This is a genomic window from Burkholderia sp. Ac-20345, from assembly GCF_017104825.1.
Taxonomy (GTDB): domain Bacteria; phylum Pseudomonadota; class Gammaproteobacteria; order Burkholderiales; family Burkholderiaceae; genus Burkholderia; species Burkholderia lata_B.
This window is the reverse complement of sequence record NZ_JAAGPO010000047.1, coordinates 1-17,399: the sequence shown is the minus strand read 5'-3', so window position 1 is coordinate 17,399 and position 17,399 is coordinate 1. Positions and strand designations below refer to the sequence as shown.

11 protein-coding genes are annotated in these 17,399 nt (G+C 66.7%); 4 read left to right on the top strand and 7 right to left on the bottom strand.

Annotated features, from left to right (window positions below; translation table 11 throughout):
• Window positions 1-101: 101 nt before the first annotated feature.
• The 7 genes from G3O06_RS18550 to G3O06_RS18520 form a co-directional block, all read right to left on the bottom strand.
• Entirely contained in the window at window positions 102-590 is a 489-nt protein-coding gene (locus G3O06_RS18550) for a Biofilm PGA synthesis auxiliary protein PgaD (protein ID WP_174910756.1), read from the bottom strand.
• The gene (pgaC, locus tag G3O06_RS18545) at window positions 568-1,839 is read right to left on the bottom strand and encodes a poly-beta-1,6-N-acetyl-D-glucosamine synthase (RefSeq protein ID WP_205817075.1); all 1,272 of its coding nucleotides are present in this window, start codon (window positions 1,837-1,839) and stop codon (window positions 568-570) included. The genes G3O06_RS18550 and pgaC overlap by 23 nt, the downstream gene beginning before the upstream one ends.
• Entirely contained in the window at window positions 1,836-3,929 is a 2,094-nt protein-coding gene (gene pgaB, locus G3O06_RS18540) for a poly-beta-1,6-N-acetyl-D-glucosamine N-deacetylase PgaB (RefSeq protein WP_205817074.1), read from the bottom strand. Before pgaB ends, pgaC begins: the two co-directional genes overlap by 4 nt.
• Window positions 3,930-3,943: 14 nt before the next feature.
• A complete protein-coding gene (pgaA, locus tag G3O06_RS18535) occupies window positions 3,944-6,634 on the bottom strand; it encodes a poly-beta-1,6 N-acetyl-D-glucosamine export porin PgaA (RefSeq protein ID WP_205817073.1) in 2,691 nt (896 codons plus the stop codon).
• Between the two features lie 105 nt (window positions 6,635-6,739).
• Window positions 6,740-7,525 (bottom strand): hypothetical protein, encoded by a 786-nt coding sequence (locus G3O06_RS18530; RefSeq protein ID WP_205817072.1) that lies wholly within the window; start codon window positions 7,523-7,525, stop codon window positions 6,740-6,742.
• A 63-nt stretch (window positions 7,526-7,588) separates the two neighbouring features.
• Window positions 7,589-7,999 (bottom strand): hypothetical protein, encoded by a 411-nt coding sequence (locus tag G3O06_RS18525; RefSeq protein ID WP_205817071.1) that lies wholly within the window; start codon window positions 7,997-7,999, stop codon window positions 7,589-7,591.
• Between the two features lie 731 nt (window positions 8,000-8,730).
• Window positions 8,731-9,732, bottom strand: coding sequence for a LysR substrate-binding domain-containing protein (locus G3O06_RS18520; protein ID WP_205817070.1), 1,002 nt, complete (start codon window positions 9,730-9,732; stop codon window positions 8,731-8,733).
• Window positions 9,733-10,332: 600 nt separating this feature from the next.
• Between G3O06_RS18520 and G3O06_RS18515 the strand changes: the two genes are divergently transcribed.
• The 4 genes from G3O06_RS18515 to G3O06_RS18500 all read left to right on the top strand — a co-directional run bounded on the left by G3O06_RS18515 (window position 10,333) and on the right by G3O06_RS18500 (window position 17,250).
• Window positions 10,333-11,748 (top strand): circularly permuted type 2 ATP-grasp protein, encoded by a 1,416-nt coding sequence (locus tag G3O06_RS18515; RefSeq protein WP_174910735.1) that lies wholly within the window; start codon window positions 10,333-10,335, stop codon window positions 11,746-11,748.
• Between the two features lie 64 nt (window positions 11,749-11,812).
• Window positions 11,813-12,754 (top strand): alpha-E domain-containing protein, encoded by a 942-nt coding sequence (locus G3O06_RS18510; protein WP_174910732.1) that lies wholly within the window; start codon window positions 11,813-11,815, stop codon window positions 12,752-12,754.
• Between the two features lie 8 nt (window positions 12,755-12,762).
• Window positions 12,763-13,740: a transglutaminase family protein gene (locus tag G3O06_RS18505; RefSeq protein ID WP_205817069.1), complete on the top strand. Its 978-nt coding sequence runs from the start codon at window positions 12,763-12,765 to the stop codon at window positions 13,738-13,740.
• Window positions 13,741-13,836: 96 nt separating this feature from the next.
• Window positions 13,837-17,250, top strand: a complete 3,414-nt coding sequence (locus tag G3O06_RS18500) for a transglutaminase family protein (protein WP_205817068.1) — start codon at window positions 13,837-13,839, stop codon at window positions 17,248-17,250.
• Window positions 17,251-17,399: the final 149 nt, after the last annotated feature.

Here is a 17,399-nt window from a genome sequence, read left to right as displayed (position 1 = left end):
AAAAGGTTGCCGCGCTGCCGGCCAGGCACGGCAGTACGGTGTCAGCGGCGACGCCGCGCGGCACGATGCAGTACCGTGCGCGGCGGCGCGTCTGCGCTGACCTACTCGCGAGGCTGTGGCCCCGCGTGGGTTACCCATTCGATGCCGGAAATCGAGCCGTTCGCGTCGTGCGACGCGACGAGAATGCGCGTGGTGCGCCGCGCGCCGCGCCGGTGGGCGCCGGCCAGCGCGTTCGCCGGCACCGAGCGCACCTTTGCGCTGGCCGAGCGGCGCAGCATCTTCGACGCGCGCAACCGGTGCGCCAGCGGATGCACGACGCGGCCGGCGATCAGCCACGTGACGATGGTGCCGGCGATGATCGCGATGCTGGTCGCGTAGAACACCATCTGTTCGATCGGCATCTCGGCCGGGTTGAACGGCAGCAGGTAGCGGTACGTGTAGATGCAGATCGATGCCCACACGGCGCCCACGAGTGCCGGCCGCAAGAGCCGGAACCAGATGATCAGCACGGCCCCGACGATGCGACCGCGCTCGGCGATCATTTCGCGCGGTGCGCGCAGGGAGAGGTCAATAATCGGCGCGTTCTTCATGTTGAATGCCTCGGTCGGGGCTGACCCATACGGCCCGCTTGCCGCGGCCCCGCAGCACGATGGCAGGCAGGGCGACGACGGTGGTGATCATGCTGATCAGCCAGAAGGCGACGGGATACCAGACGGTGTCCAGGAAATACATCAGGAGTTTTTCGTCGTAACGACGGTCGATCATGCTGCCGACGATCAGTTGCAGGATGCAGGTGGCGACCAGCAGCATGCCGTGCCAGTGCGGCACGACCGATACGTGCCAGCTTTGCGGCAGCGGATACACGACATCGATGAGCGCGAGCAGCAGGATGAACGACATCGAGTAGGCCCACGCGATGCCGATCAGGTACTCGGCGAACAGCGGCCACATCATCATCTGCGTCGGCCGCGCAAGCGTGCCCGCGTATTTCATCAGCACCTGGATGCCGCCCTTCGACCAGCGCAACCGCTGCCGGTACAGGCCCTTCAGCGTCTCGGGCATCAGGATCCAGCTCAGCGCGTGCGGCTCGTACACGACGCGCCAGTCACGACACTGCAGCTTCCAGCTGATGTCGATGTCCTCGGTCAGCATGTCCGAGCTCCAGTAGCCGACGTCGGCGAGCGCGGTCTTGCGGAACATCGTGATCACGCCGGATACCGTGAAGATGCGGCCGTACACCTGCTGCGTGCGCTTGATCAGCCCGACGATCGACGAGAATTCGCCGACCTGCATGCGGCCGAGCAGCGAAGTGCGTGTGCGGATGCGCGGGTTGCCGGTCACGGCGCCGACGCCCGGGTCGGTCAGGAAATGCTCGAGCATCCAGCTGATCGCGTCATGCGCGAGCAGCGCATCGCCGTCGATGCACAGCAGGTATTCCGCATTCGACACGGCCGCCGCGGTCGTGAGCCCGACCGCCTTGCCTTCGTTGCGCGCGTGATGAATCACGAGCAGCCGCGGGATCTCGACGGCCAGCTCGTTGAGGATCTCGCCGGTGCGATCCTTGCTGCCGTCGTTGACCGCGATGATGTCGTAGTTCGGATACTGCATCCCGTTCAGGTGGCTGATCACGCTGCGCGCGTTGGCCGCTTCGTTGAAGCAGGGCACGACGATCGAGATCTTCGGGATGCCGCTCGACGCGATCGTCCGGGTGGACAGCTCGCGGCCTTCCTCGAGCAGGAAGTAGTGCACGACGCCGCCGATCATCCACAGGTACGACATGAAGAACGGGTAGTAGAAGACGAAATCCTGCAGGCGCTGGATGATGCCGTGGGTGGTCATGGTGTCTTCGCCCCCTGTGTTTTCTGCATCTGCATCAGCGCGTTGATCGAGGTCGGGTCGAGGCGCGACTTCAGCGACATCACGTCGCGCATCGCATCGAGTTCCGGCAGGCCGTTCAGGAAGTTGTCCGGGTAGTAGCCGAAATTCACCGCGCCCTCGCTGCGCAACCGCCGCATCTGCGCGAGCAGCGTGCTGGCGGGCACGTCCTTGTGCGCATGCCAGTCGTACGACTGCAGTTCGAACACGGTGCGCTGCAGCCCGCGCTGCTTCGCACGGACGGCCCGCACGAGCTGGTCCATCCAGTCTTCGGGATCCTTCGCCTGCTCCATGTACGGCATCGCCATCAGCGCGACGTAGTCGTAGGTGGCAAGGAAGTCGTCGTAGTTCTGCGCGTACCACGCTTCCGATTCGGGCTTGAGCACCGGCAGCGCGAAGATGTTGCGCGCGGTCAGCACGTCGCCCACGTTCTGATGGGCCAGCACGACCTGTTCGAGCTGGCGGGTCAGGTCGATCAGGTAGCGCGACTTCTGCCGGGTCCAGCGTTTCATCAGGTCGGGGTTCTCGCGGATCTTGCCGACGTCGGCCGGCAGCCCCCACTGCGAATAGGTGCGCAGCGCGTGCGGGCCCGCATCCTCGTAGTCGTCGAGCACCGCATCGTCGCTGAACAGGATGCCGCTGAACGACGCGTGCTTGCTCAGGTCCTCGTAGATCTGCTGGATCATCAGCCGCGCAGCCGGATCGAACGGGCTCAGCCGGAACGTGCGCGTGCCGTTCTCGCGGGCCGGCGCGCCGCCATAGGCGCTCACGGCCTCGAGCCCGCGCTGCTTGTCGACCGGCGGCCGAAACGCGAGCACCGGCATCCATGCGTACACCTGCACGTTGGAGCGCGTATTGAGCTGCCACGCGGCGCGCGAGAACAGGTCGGCGCGCATCGGCAGGTGCCGGTTCGGGAAATACACGGATTCGGCCACGCCCGTGCCTTTCGGATCCGCATACGCCTGCAGGTAGACCGATTTCGGCTGCATCCGGTAGATGCGTTCGATCAGTTTGCCGAGATTCGCTTCCTGCCGCGCGGGATCCGGATCGTAGACCTGGTCGAGATCGACCTGCACGATGCGCTCGGGCACGTCGACGTCGCCGCGGTTCGACGCCGGCTCGCGCATCGAGCGCTCGAACCCGCCGATGTCGACGTCGTACATCATCAGGATCCGCCGCAGCCGGTCCAGCGGCACGTCCGGCGTATTCGGGCCGGCATCGAGGCTGAACTGGATGTCCATGCCGAGCGACGTCGATATCGTGCGCACGGGCTGGTTTTCCGCGCCGTATGGCCACACCATCGAGCGTGCGACGATGCCGGTATGTTCGCGGATCTGGCGCACGCATGTCTGCAGGTCGTTGTGCACGCGCGCTTCGAATTCGGCGTCGGTTTCATAGCGCTTCTCGTCTTGAAGGTAGAGGTGCGACGTGGTCGCCGGCAATTCGTTGCCTTGCGGATTCGCGACCGCGCCGTGATGGAGGTTGTGCGTGTGGCAGCCGAGCTCGACGAGCTGCGACTGGCCGACTTTTTTCACCTCGTCCCATGACATGAAGTAGTCGCGCGGCACCTGGACCTTGTCGCTGATGCGGATCGGCGCATCCAGCGGCGCATCGATCCAGGCGGTCACGATGCCCATCACGGCCGGATACTTGAAGCGCTCGAGCAGCGGCAGCACTTTCGTGTAATGGCTGCGGTAGCCGTCGTCGAACGTGAGGAGCACCGCGCGCGGCGGCAGCGGCTTGCCGCCGTGCCGCGACTCCTCGATCTGCCTGACCGTGATGGTGTGGTAGTTGTTGGTCTGCAGCCACGAGAAGATCGCGGTCAGCGTGCCTGTATCGACCGCGAACGGGTCGACCATCGCCGACTTCGAGGAAAACGACGCCATCAGGTTGTCGCGCACGTCGTGCATGCAGATCACGCGAAACGTCTTGCCGTCGGCCGGGTCGGACGGCGGCAGCAGGTCGATCATCTTGGCGTTCGTCACGCCCGGGAACAGCGAACAGGCGGCAAACGTGCCGAGGCATCCGCACATGAAGGTCCGTCTGGTTTGCATTCGCGATCTCCTTGCTAGAACGGCAGGTTGACCGACATGAAGCCGGTTTCGGAGCGTTCGCGCTGGCCGTCGTACGCGTGGCTGCTGACCTCGACGCCATAGGTCAGCGTGATGTCGTGCTTGAAGGTCCACGCATGCTCGAGGCGCGCACTCCACAGCGGGCTGGTGCCGAAGCCGCGCTCGTTGTACACGCCGCCGGACACCGATACGCGCTGCTGCAGCCCCATGTCGCCCTTCTTCCACAGCGTCAGCTGGTGCATGACGGTCGCCGCGGCCGCGTAGTCGCGGCCCGGGCTGAAGTAGGGCGCGTCCCGGCGCGTGTTGCTGTCGGTGCCGAGATCCAGCGATACGTTGACGAGCTGGTTGGCGCTCGTGTACACGCGCTGCGTGGCGGTCGCCGCGATCTCCTGATGCAGGTTCGAATCGCTATAGCGGCTCACGCCGTAGCTCAGCTTCACCTCGCGACGGTCGTTCTGGCGATACACGACCGAGACGTTCGCGGAACGGCCCCAGATGTGCGCGGCATACGCCTTCCACGGCAGCGAGTTGTCGTTGGTGTCGAGCGCGCCGCTGACCGTCCAGTAGTCGTTCAGCGCGTATGCGATCGATCCGCGGCCGCCGGTTCGGCCGTCCGAGCCGAACGAGCGCGTGACTTCGCCCTGGACCGTGAGCGGCCCGTGCCGGTAGTCGCCGCCGCCGCCCGTGCGCGTGCGGCTGACGTTGCCGGCGTCGGTCTGCGCATGGCCGAAGAACGTGTGCGAGAACACGCGCCAGTTGTCGCCGAACGGTTGCGAATACACATAGCTGTCCGACGTGAAGCTGTTGTCGGCCAGCGCGCTGTTGCCGTGCTCGAAGCTCAGGTCGGTCGTGAACACAGGGCTGCGGTACGCCTTGTAGTCGCGCTTGAAGCCCCGCACGGCACCGCTGTCCGGGAACGTGTTGTCCAGCGTCTGGTCGACGGTCTTCGCGCTCGCGTAGTCGTCGGCCGTGAGCGACGCGCGGCCGAGGCCCGCGAGCATCTCGACGCTGTCCGGGTGGTCGGTCAGCGACGCGCGATACATCGCGATCGCCTGGCGGGGATGCGCCTGGCCGGATACCGCGTCGGCGTGCGCGGCACGGATCTCCGCGTTGAACGGCACCTGCTTCTCGAGCTCTTCGAGCGCGGCGATTCCTTCGTCGACGTGGCCGGTGTAGATCAGGTATTGCGCGCGTAGCCGGTAGTAGCGCAGATAGTCGCTTTCCTCCGGGCCGTAGCTGCTGACCTGTTTGGCCGGCGGCAGCGACGCGCCCATGTCGTCGAGCGCCTGCTTTGCGTCCGCCGCGCGTGCCTGGTCGACGTACGACCAGAACAGCCCTTCGCGCAGTTCGATCGGGCGCGTGCGTGCGCCGTACTGGAAGCCGCGGGTCGCGCGGTCCGTCGGCGACGCGGTCGCCTGCTTCAGCGCGCGCTGGTAGACGGCATTGGCCTTGCCCGGTTCGCTCAGGTACAGGTAGGCGTCGCCGACGGCCGACAGCGCGTCGATCGAGATCTCCGCGTCGGACGGAATGGTCTCGAACGTCGCGACGGCCGTCTTCATGTCGCCGCGCGCCGCATAGGCGACCGTGCGGTCGCCTGCGAGCGCCGTCCTGACCGGCGTGTACTCGGGTGTGGGCGGCATCCGCTTGTCGAGATCGTCGGCCGCGCGCAGCGCGCTGTCGATCCCGTCGAAGCGGTCGGCACTCGTCATCGCGCGCGACTTGTCGCGTCCGCCGCGCACCTGCTGGCGAATCGACAGTTCTTCGAGTTGCGCGATGTCGACGGCGGAGAACGCATCGGGCCGTGCCTTCGCTTCGTCGAGCGCCTTGATCGCGCCGCCGCTCGCCGCGAGGCCGAACACATCGTTGCGCACGGTCTCGACGTCGGCGGTACGGAGATTCGGCGCCTGGGGATTCGGTGTTTCGACGTCAGGTCCTTGCGATCGTCGTGTCGGTTCGTCGGGCAGCTGGGCGCCGGGCGTCTGCGAGTTCGGCGCCGCGGACGACGGCGGAGGCAAGCCGGGCATCTGGGGAACGGGCGCGGGCGAGTCCGGCATCGGGGTGCCGGATGCCTGCGCGGTTTGCGCCGGCGCAATCGACGACGCCGTGGGTGCGGCTTGTGCGACCTTTGGCGGGGAGTCCGAAGCCGGCGCGGCGGGTGTCGGTGAAGGGGGGGCAGACGTGTCGGACATCGTCGAGGCGGGAAGCGTCGACGCATCGGGCGGTCGGGCGTTCCCGGCCTGCGCAAGCAGCATCGGCGCGTCCGTTGCGTGCGTGACCGGTGCGGGCGTATCCGGCGCTCGCGCGCCCGGCACCGGGTCGCTCGATTGCGGCGCCTCCGGTTCCACCACGACCGTGGTCGGCATGGCCGGCGGCTGCGGGTTCGACGCCTGCGTGATCCGCATCGACGCATCCGACGCCTGCGCGATCGGCGTCGGCGCATGAGAGGGCGGGTCGTCTTCAACTTGGGCAATCTGGATCGACACGACCGTTGGCTGTCTGTCGCGCGGCGCCGCATCCGGCGCGCCGTTGGTTCCGGCGATTTCGTTGACGCGGCCCGCTTCCGTGTCGCCGTCGGCGGAGAAGCAGGGGCCGGACGCGACGAGCAGCACCACCAGCGGCGCATGCAGGAGGATCCGCCGGTTGGACGGAGCGACGGTCGTGCAGGGTTGTTGACGATTGTTGGCCACGAGGTGTCCTCCTTTCGAAACGATCCCATCGGTTGCACGCCTGACGACGCAAGTCGTCGCGCGTCGCGCGGCCGGGCCGCGAGTGCCCGGCGACGCGGACCTGGCTTACAGCCGGTTGCGGATCGCCTGACCGAGCAAGGCACGCGATTCGCTGTTCGTCGGGTCGATCGCGAGCGCCCGGCTCGCGTTGTGCTCCACACAGTTCCATTCGTCGATCACCGCGCACGAGCGGGCCTTTGCCAGCGCACGCGCGCTTTCCAGTTCGGCGTGCGTGATGCTTGCCGTCTGCATGTGCACGGTGCCGGTGCCATAGGGCCGGGGCTTAGACGCGAAGTCCATGCGCCTGCTCGTGCCGGCCAGCGTTTCGGTGCGCTGCGCACGATGCGCGGCACCGTACCGCGTGGCGGCGCGACCGTAGGCCGATGTCGCCTGCGTACCGGCCGCGAGCATCACGGGCGGTGCATGCGGCGACTGCCGGTGTTTCGCGACGGCACGCGGCGCGGCCGCCGGCTCGACCGCGAGCGTGCCGGGCGGCACGGTCGATACTTCGCGGGCAACCGAAGCCGACGCAGCTCGCAGCGGCTGCGCGGGCAGCGTGGCCTGCGCGTTGGTCGAAGCCGGCTCGCGCGCGACGGATGTTCCGGATGCGCCGGTTGCGCGAGAGGCCATGGTCACGATCGTCTTGCGGTACTTCCCGACCGCGGTCCGGATCACGCCGGAGACGTCGTGCGTCACGCTCGCGTGGCCGACCGTCGTGTCCCGTTCGGCATACGCGAAGATGCCGAAGATCGTGGCAAACGCGACGAAGCTGAGTGCTGCGTTCTTTCCCGGGCCCCAGGACGGTTTCGGCTGGGGGGCGGGTGAGCGGTCCGTTCGTTCTGCAGGAGTCATTCGATGCTCCTCGATTCGATACGCGGTGGCGAATGAAGCGATCCGAGCGAGGGCGGGCAGCGTTCACCAGCGCAATTGCGTGGTGAGGTCGCCCGTTTCGACGATCGCGAACTGCATGGCCCCCTGGTAGGTGCCTTCAACCCGGTAGCTCGCATCCGGCACGCTGAACAGGCAGCGCGACCCCGATGCGTTGAACTCGACCAGCACGCGGCCATGCCGGCGCAGGCGCACCTGCACGTTGGAAAGCGGTTGCCCGGTCCGGGCCGACGCGAACGACACACCCAGGTTGTACGGACGGCCGTCGGGGGGGAGCGGTGCGGTACCGTCGATCCGGGCATCGCCACAGATATACGAAATCACGTAGCGGCCGGTGCCCGGCCCCGGCGCGGGTGCCTGCGCCATGGCATTCATGCAGAGCGCGGAGATGACGACGCTCAGGAAAGGGCAAGCATGCTGTCGAAACGAGGAAGACATTGCAACCTCCCGTCCGGAGTCAATGGAAACCCATTAATTCCGAGTCAGATTTGCCAGCGTTATTTTTGCGACACGCTATTGATACACGACGGTTTTTTAACCAACAACCGCGTGTGGCCCGAAAGGGACGGAGGTGAAATGTCCTATTTAAATAGGATAACGACGGGTTTGTCTGACTTGCTTGCCGCTGAAGAAAGTCGATATTGCCAGATATGAATATTGCTCTTCGGTAGCGATGATCGAGCACGCTTTGAATCATGTCGGAGGTATCGACGTTCGTGCCGAAAAGTAACGACTGATAAAAGGAATTTTTGCGGCTGTGTTCGGTGCGAATCGATGACGGCCGGGATACAGCTCGCACGATTCGAAATGAGGGTGCGACGTTTTTGATATTCGCGATTGCCGCGGATAAATCGAAACTTTTAATTTGTTGTGTAACAGAGTATTTCTGACCGGAAAATCAGATGGAATATCCGGCTTGTGAAGCGACGGGGGTAAAAATTAGACGTCGAAGTGCAAACGTTTGCGAAATCGTCGAATATCGATTGCGGGTCTGGTGCAGTAATTTTCGGGCTTTACGGGGATTGTCGATTGATTGCCGTTGAAAGGGCGGTCGCGTTCGCCGCGAGGCGGCGCAACGCGGCTGCAGGAGAGGGCATGCGATCGGCGGGCATGACGATCGCGCCTCGACCGCGCTCGTGTCGTGAACCGGCACGACACGAGCGCGGAGATCAGCGGCTGCCGCCCGCGCTGCGCCGCGCGATGCGCATCGCCGGCGCGGCCCCTGGTTCGGCCGCACCGACCGCAGCACCTTCGACCGCCACGCGCGGCCGGTTCATGATGTACGTCCACAGTTGCTCGGCCGCGAGCCCGCGCTTGCGGGCCGACCGGTACAGGCGGATTTCGAGCTCGGTGATCCAGTCGCCGGAACCCGCGCACACGAGCGTGCCTTCCGCGAGTTCCTTCGCGACGCAGCTTTCCGGCAGCCAGCCGATTCCGTGCCCGGCCACGACCATGCCCTTCAACGCCTCGGACATGTGCGTCTCGAAGCACCGGTGCAGCACGTACGGCTCGGTGGCATTCAGCAGCAGCATCTCGACGATGTTGCCGAGAAACGCGCCCGACGAATACGCGAGCAGCGGCAGCGGTGCATCGGGCGTGCCCGGCAGCTGGAACACGGGCTTGCCGTGCGCGTCGGGCGTCGACACGGGCAGGATCCGTTCGACGCCGAGGTTGACGAACGGAAAGTGGTTCGGGTCGAGCACGATCGGCAACTGCGGATGGTGATAGCCGAGCAGCAGGTCGCATTCACCTTCGACGAGCTGCTGCACGCCTTCCGGCACGTTCACCGCGTTGACGCGCGCGGTCACGTGGCCGACCTCGCCGTTGAGCTGCTTGAGCCATTCGGGAAACAGCGTGAAGACGAGCGTATGGGCGACCGCGAAGCGCACGACCTGGTCGCTGGCCGCGAACTGGTCGTAGCCGTTCACGAGATTGCGCGCCGCATACATGCTGCGCAGGATGTCCGCGGCGAGCCCGCGGAACATCTGGCCGGCCGGCGTCAGCGTGATCGGGTTGATGCTGCGGTCCACCAGCTTCGCGTCCATCCAGGTTTCGAGTGCGGCTATTCGTCTGCTGAATGCCGACTGCGTGAGGTGCCGGTTACGCGCGGCCCGGGAAAAGCTCTTGGTATCCGCAAGGCTCAGGAAATCTTCCAGCCACTTTGCTTCCATTTCGATCTTCGCTTTTTATAGTCGGGCGCCTGAAAGGCGGCGGCACCGTTTGCTGCACGAATTTTCTAGCGTACCGCGCCTCGCACGCGTCGGCCCGATGTTTTTTTTCGATCGGTGTCAGTCGAAATATGCATGAGCGTTGTCGGCGGGATTACGGCTGCATAGCGTTGAGGTGCCGGACCCGGCTAACCGGACAGTTCATCGCGTCGAACTGCCGGTGCCGCCGCAGACGGTACTTCCCCCAGGGCCGGTTGCGCCGTGTGCGTACCGGCCCGCCTTCCCATCCCGTCATTCCGGTGGCCCGGTGCCCGGGCAGGCCGTTTTTTGTGCAGTGCAGATTGCACATTCGTGACACGCGGGGGAACTATGTTCGAAAGACGCGGCGCAGCATCGGCCGTGCGCGTTCGCGGCGCACCGCGGTCGCACGTCGCGTCAGGGGTTGCACCGTTGTGGTGCGCAATGCCGCGCGGGCGTGCCTGGCGCGGCGTAAAAACGGGGGGATATCGAGGGGATCGCACAAGGCACGTTCCTTGCGAAGCATTCATTACGCCGGTCCGGCATGCGCAATGCCGGGGAAAACGATCGATGGAGAAAAGATCGATGAAGCCATTCGATGAAATGCTGCAATCCGGCGACATGGTAAGGGCGCCCTACGCGCGCCTGAAGCAGTGGCTCGACACGCAGAATCCCGCGAGCCTCGCCCAGAAAGCCCACGACGCGGAAGGCGTGTTCCGCAAGACGGGCATCACGTTCGCCGTCTACGGCGACGCGGAGGCCGCCGAGCGGCTGATTCCGTTCGACATCGTCCCGCGCATCATTTCGGGTGCCGAATGGAGCCGGCTGTCGCTCGGCATCGAGCAGCGCGTGATGGCGCTCAACGCCTTCCTCGACGATATCTATCACCGCCAGGAAATCGTGCGCGCGGGCATCGTGCCGAAGCACCTGATCGCGCACAACGAAGCGTTCGTTCCGGAGATGATCGACTTCCGGCCGCCCGGAAACGTTTACACGCACATCATCGGCGTCGACATCGTGCGCACCGCCGAGAACGAGTTCTACGTGCTGGAGGACAACGCGCGCACGCCGTCCGGCGTGTCGTACATGCTGGAAAACCGCGAGACGATGATGCAGCTCTTCCCGGAGCTGTTCCAGCAGGTGAAGGTGCGCCCGGTCGAGACCTATCCGCAGATGCTGCGCCAGTCGCTCGCGGCCGTGTGCCCGCCGGGCGGCAACGCCGACAATCCGACCATCGCCGTGCTGACGCCCGGTATCCACAATTCCGCGTACTACGAACATTCGTTTCTCGCCGACCAGATGGGCGTGCACCTCGTCGAGGGCAGCGACCTGCAGGTGGTCGACGGCCGCGTCGCGATGCGCACGACCGAGGGATTCCGTCCGATCGACGTGCTGTACCGCCGCGTCGACGATGCGTTCCTCGACCCGCTCACGTTCCGCCCCGATTCGGTGCTCGGCGTCGCGGGGATCATGGATGTGTACCGCGCGGGCAACATCACGATCGCGAACGCGCCCGGCACGGGCATCGCCGACGACAAGGCGATCTACTCGTACATGCCGGAGATCGTCGAGTTCTACACGGGCCGCAAGGCGCTGCTGGAGAACGTGCCGACCTGGCGCTGCGGCGAGGCCGACAGCCTGAAGTACGTGCTCGAGCATCTCGACGAACTGGTCGTGAAGGAAGTGCACGGCTCGGGCGGCTACGGGATGCTGGTCGGGCCGTGCGCGTCGAAGGCCGAGCTCGAGGCGTTTTCCGCGAAACTGCGCGCGCGCCCCGCGAACTACATCGCGCAGCCGACGCTCGCGCTGTCCACGACGCCGATCCTGACCGAAGCCGGCCTCGCGCCGCGCCACGTCGACCTGCGGCCGTTCGTGCTGGTGTCGGACCGGATCCGCATCACGCCGGGCGGGCTCACGCGCGTCGCGCTGAAGGAGGGATCGCTCGTCGTCAACTCGAGCCAGGGCGGCGGCACCAAGGACACCTGGGTGCTGGCCGACTGAGCCGGACGCGACCGCGCGCCCCGCGACCGGGGTGCCAACCGAACGAAGACGGAGTGGACACGAGATGCTTCTGGGACGTACTGCAAGCGGTCTCTACTGGATGTACCGCTATATCGAGCGCGCGGAGAACATCGCGCGCATCGTCGATGCCGGGCTGCGGATGGCGCTCACGCGCACGTCCGACGCGCCGGCCGAATGGTCGTCGGTGCTCGTCAGCTCGGGCACGGACGACGGCTACCGGCAGAAATACGACGCGTATGCGGCCGATACCGTGACCGACTACCTGCTGCGCGACCGCGACAACCCGTCGAGCGTGCTGTCGTGCATCGAGGCCGCGCGCTCGAATGCGCGGATGGTGCGCACGGCGCTCACGCGCGAAGCGTGGGAGAGCGTGAACGGCGCGTGGCTCGCGCTGCGCCGCGCGCTCGCGCAGCCGGTGCCGGAGAGCGAACTGCCGGCCGTGCTCGACCAGGTGAAACGCGAAACCGCGCTGATCCTCGGCAGCTTCTACAGCACGATGCTGCGCAACGAGATCTTCGATTTCGCGCAGATCGGCGCGTTCGTCGAGCGCGCGGACAACACCGCGCGGATCATCGACGTGAAATACCACCTGTTGCTGCCGTCGGTGTCGCATGTCGGCACGATCCTCGACAACTACCAGTGGGAGACGATCCTGCGCTGCGTGGCCGCGCACCGTTCGTACCGCTGGGTGTACGACGTGCAGTACAAGCCGATGAACATCGCCGACTACCTGATCCTGAACGGCCGCATGCCGCGTTCGCTGCGCTATTGCTACGGGCGCGTCGTGTCGAGCCTGAACCTGCTCGCGAAGGATTACGGTGTGACACACCCGTGTCACGACACGGCCACGAAGATCCTGCAAATGCTGTCCGATACCTCGGTCGAGCGGATCTTCAAGAGCGGCCTGCACGAGTTCCTGACCGACTTCATCGGCCGCAACAACAGCCTCGGGCTCGAAATCGCCCAGGCCTACAACTTCGACTGAGACTTGCCATGCGACTCGCCATCCGACACATCTCGCGTTATCAGTTCGACGATCAAGCCACCCATGCGCTGCAACGGCTGCGGTTGCGCCCGCAGTCGGGCCCCGGGCAGACGGTGCGCGCGTGGCAGGTCACGATCGACGGCGTCGAGCCGACGCTGTCTTATGCCGACGGGCTCGGCAACCGGATCGACCTCGTGCGGCACGACCGCGGCGCGAAGGCCGAGATCGTCGTCATCGCGGCCGGCGTCGTCGAGACGCAGGACCGCTCGGGCATTATCGGCAATCCTGAAGGCTACGCGCCGCCGTGGATCTTCGAGCGCGAAACCGCGCTCACGAAGGCGGGCGACACCGTGCGTGCGCTCACCGAAGCGCTGCCGATCGAGCCGCACAGCCTCGACGCGCTGCACTGGCTGATGACGGAAGTGCACGACCGCATCGCGTATGCGCCGAACCTGGCCGCCGACGCGCCGGTCGATGCGGAGACCGCGCTGCAAAGCGGCGAGGGCACGAGCCGCGACCATGCGCATGCGTTCATCGCGGCCGCGCGCGTGCTGAAGATTCCCGCGCGCTATATCTCGGGCTACGTGCTGGCGGACAGCGCGATGCAGCGCATCGCCGACGCGAAGCAGAACGCGGGCGACGTCGAGGAGGAAGAGGCGCTTGCGCTGCAGAGCGGCGAGGGCATGCAGCAGGTGCTCGGCGCGTCGCATGCCGCGCAGTCGCAGGGGCTGCCGCAGCCGGCGCTCGGCGCGCAGCCGCAAGCGGCCGGGCTGATGCTGCAGCCGGCCGGCCATGCGTGGGCCGAAGCCTATGTCGAAGGGCTCGGCTGGGTCGGGTTCGATCCGTTCATGAGCCGCTGCCCGGACGAGCGCTACGTGCGCATCGCGGTCGGCCTCGACTATCGCGACGCGCAGCCGGTGACGGGGCTCGGCGCGACGGCCGTCGGCGTCGAGATCAGCGTCGTGCAGACGCCGGAACTTGTCTGACCCGACGCACGCTTTCGCCGAATCCGCCAGGCCGGGCCGCCGCGTCGCATCGAGCGCGACGCGGCGCGCGGCCGGCCCAACCCGAACCGAGCTCCCATGTCCATCCACGTCGCGCTGCATCACACCACCCGCTACCGCTACGACCGGCTCGTCAACCTCGGCCCGCAGGTCGTGCGCCTGCGTCCCGCGCCGCACTGCCGGACGCCGATCCTCGCGTATTCGATGACGGTCGAGCCCGCGCAGCACTTCATCAACTGGCAGCAGGACCCGTTCTCGAACTATCTCGCGCGGCTCGTGTTTCCGGAGCGCACCGAGCACTTCGAGATCACGATCGATCTCGTTGCCGAGATGTCGGTGTACAACCCGTTCGACTTCTTCCTCGAAGCCAGCGCGGAGCAATATCCGTTCAGCTATGACGACGCACTGAAGACCGAACTCGCGCCGTATCTCGCGTGCGACCCGCAGACGAGCGTGGCGCCGCTGTTCCGCGCGTATGTCGACGGCGTCGACCGCACGCCGGCCGGCACCGTGAACTTCCTCGTCGCGCTGAACCAGCAGCTGCAGCACGACATCGGCTATCTCGTGCGGATGGAGCCGGGTGTGCAGACGCCCGAGCAGACGCTCGAACTCGCGTCGGGCTCGTGCCGCGACAGCGCATGGCTGCTCGTTCAGCTGTGCCGCCATCTCGGCATTGCCGCGCGTTTCGTGTCGGGCTACCTGATCCAGCTGACGCCCGACGTGAAGTCGCTCGACGGCCCGAGCGGCACGTCGGTCGACTTCACCGACCTGCATGCGTGGTGCGAGGTGTACCTGCCCGGCGCCGGCTGGATCGGCTTCGACCCGACCTCGGGCCTGCTCGCCGGCGAAGGCCACATTCCGCTGGCCTGCACGCCGCAGCCGACGAGCGCCGCGCCGGTCGAAGGGTTGATCGACGAGTGCGAGGTGTCGTTCGAGCACGAGATGAGCGTGACGCGCGTGTACGAATCGCCGCGCGTGACGAAGCCGTATACGGAATCGCAATGGGACAGCGTGCTGGCGCTCGGCACGCAGGTCGACGGCGCGCTCGCGGCCGGCGACGTGCGGCTCACGCAGGGCGGCGAGCCGACCTTCGTGTCGATCGACGATCGCGACGGCGCCGAGTGGAACACCGACGCGCTCGGCCCGACCAAGCGCGGCTACGCGACCGAGCTCGTGCAGCGGCTGCGCGCCGAATACGGCGATGGCGGCTTCCTGCATTTCGGGCAGGGCAAGTGGTATCCGGGCGAGCAACTGCCGCGCTGGGCGCTGTCGATCTTCTGGCGTGCGGACGGCCAGCCGGTGTGGCACGATCCGTCGCTGTTCGCCGACGAGCGCGAGCCGTCCGCCTATACGACCGACGACGCGAAGCGTTTCATCGATGCGCTCGCCGCGCGGTTGAACCTGACCGGTGAATTCATCCGGCCCGGCTACGAGGATGTCTGGTACTACCTGTGGCGAGAACGCCGGCTGCCGGTCAACGTGGATCCGTTCGACTCTCGCCTCGACGACGAACTCGAACGCGCGCGGCTGCGCAAGGTGTTCGAGCAGCAGCTCGACAGCGTGGTCGGCTACGTGCTGCCGGTCAAGCGCGCCGATGAAGCGCCGGGCCTCGACGGTCCGCGCTGGGAAACGGGCCCGTGGTTCTTCCGCGACGAGCGGATGTACCTCGTGCCCGGCGATTCGCCGATGGGCTATCGGCTGCCGCTCGATTCGCTGCCGTGGGCCAGCCGCGCTGACCATCCGTACCTGGTCGAACGTGATCCGTTCGCGCCGCGCGACGCGCTGCCGGCAGCGGCCGCCATTCGTGCGCGCTATGCGGGCCCGGCCGATGCGCCGCGCTACCTGTCCGGCGTGCATCGCGAGGCGTCCGCGCAGACCGTGATGCAGTGGCGCAACGACGGCACGGCCGCGAACGGGCGGCCGGCCGCGCGCGACCCGGGTCGTCAGCCCGAGCGCTTCGAATCGGCCGCGTGGATCACGCGCACCGCGCTGTGCGTCGAAGTGCGCAACGGCATCCTGTACCTGTTCATGCCGCCGCTCGCCGCGCTCGAGGATTATCTGGAGTTGCTCGGCGCAATCGAGCTGACCGCACATTCGCTCGGCGTGAAGCTCGTGCTCGAAGGCTATCCGCCGCCGCGCGACGCGCGGCTGAAGCTGCTGCAGGTGACGCCCGATCCCGGCGTGATCGAAGTGAACATCCATCCGGCCAGGAACTTCGACGAACTGGTCGATCACACCGAATTCCTGTACGACGCCGCATGGCAGTCGCGGCTGTGCAGCGAGAAGTTCATGGTCGACGGCCGTCACGTCGGCACGGGCGGCGGCAACCACTTCGTGCTCGGCGGCGCGACGCCGGCCGACAGCCCGTTCCTGCGCCGCCCGGATCTGCTCGCGAGCCTGATCGCGTACTGGCACAACCATCCGTCGCTGTCGTACCTGTTCTCGGGGCTCTTCATCGGGCCGACGAGCCAGGCGCCGCGCGTCGACGAGGCGCGCAACGACCAGCTCTACGAACTCGACATCGCGTTCGCGGAGATCCAGCGCAACAAGCTGCTGTTCGGGCAGGACATGCCGCCGTGGCTCGTCGACCGCGTGCTGCGCAACCTGCTGATCGACGTGACGGGCAACACGCACCGCAGCGAGTTCTGCATCGACAAGCTGTATTCGCCCGATTCGTCGACCGGCCGGCTTGGCCTGCTCGAGCTGCGCGCGTTCGAGATGCCGCCGCATGCGCGGATGAGCATCGTGCAGCAATTGCTGCTGCGCGCGCTGGTCGCCCGTTTCTGGGCCGCGCCGTACACGACGCCGCTCACGCGCTGGGGCACCGCGCTGCACGACCGCTTCATGCTGCCCGAGTTTCTTCAGATGGATTTCGACGACGTGCTGACCGAACTGCGCGATGCCGGCTTTGCGTTCGATCCGGCGTGGTTCGCGCCGCACTTCGAATTCCGCTTCCCGCTGTTCGGGCAGATTGCGGTGAACGGGATGCAGCTGTCGCTGCGCGGCGCGCTGGAACCGTGGCACGTGATGGGCGAGGAGGGCGCGCCCGGCGGCAACGTGCGCTACGTCGATTCGTCGGTCGAACGGCTCGAGGTACGCGTGACGGGGCTGAACGACAACCGGCACGTCGTGACGGTCAACGGCCGCACGCTGCCGCTGCAGCCGACCGGCACCGTCGGCGAATACGTCGCGGGCGTGCGCTACAAGGCGTGGTCGCCGCCGTCCGCGCTGCATCCGACCCTCGGCGTGCACGCGCCGCTCACGTTCGACATCGTCGATACGTGGCTGCAGCGTTCGCTCGGCGGCTGCCGCTACCACGTCGCGCATCCGGGCGGACGCAACTACGCGACGTTCCCGGTCAATGCATACGAAGCCGAGAGCCGCCGGCTCGCGCGCTTCGTCGAGATGGGGCATACGCCGGGGCGGATGGATGTCGCGGCTGCCGCGCCGAGCCGCGAATTCCCGTTCACGCTCGACCTGCGGCGGCCGTGACCGGACGATGACAGGACGGACGACGATGCGCGGTTCGCGATACCCGGCGGTTCCGGTCGCTGGCGGCCCTGCCGGAATGCTAGGATGCGGGCAGATTGCGGCCGCGCGCCGCGGCCCGCCGCCCGTTGGGCGGCGCGCGTGCGCGGCCG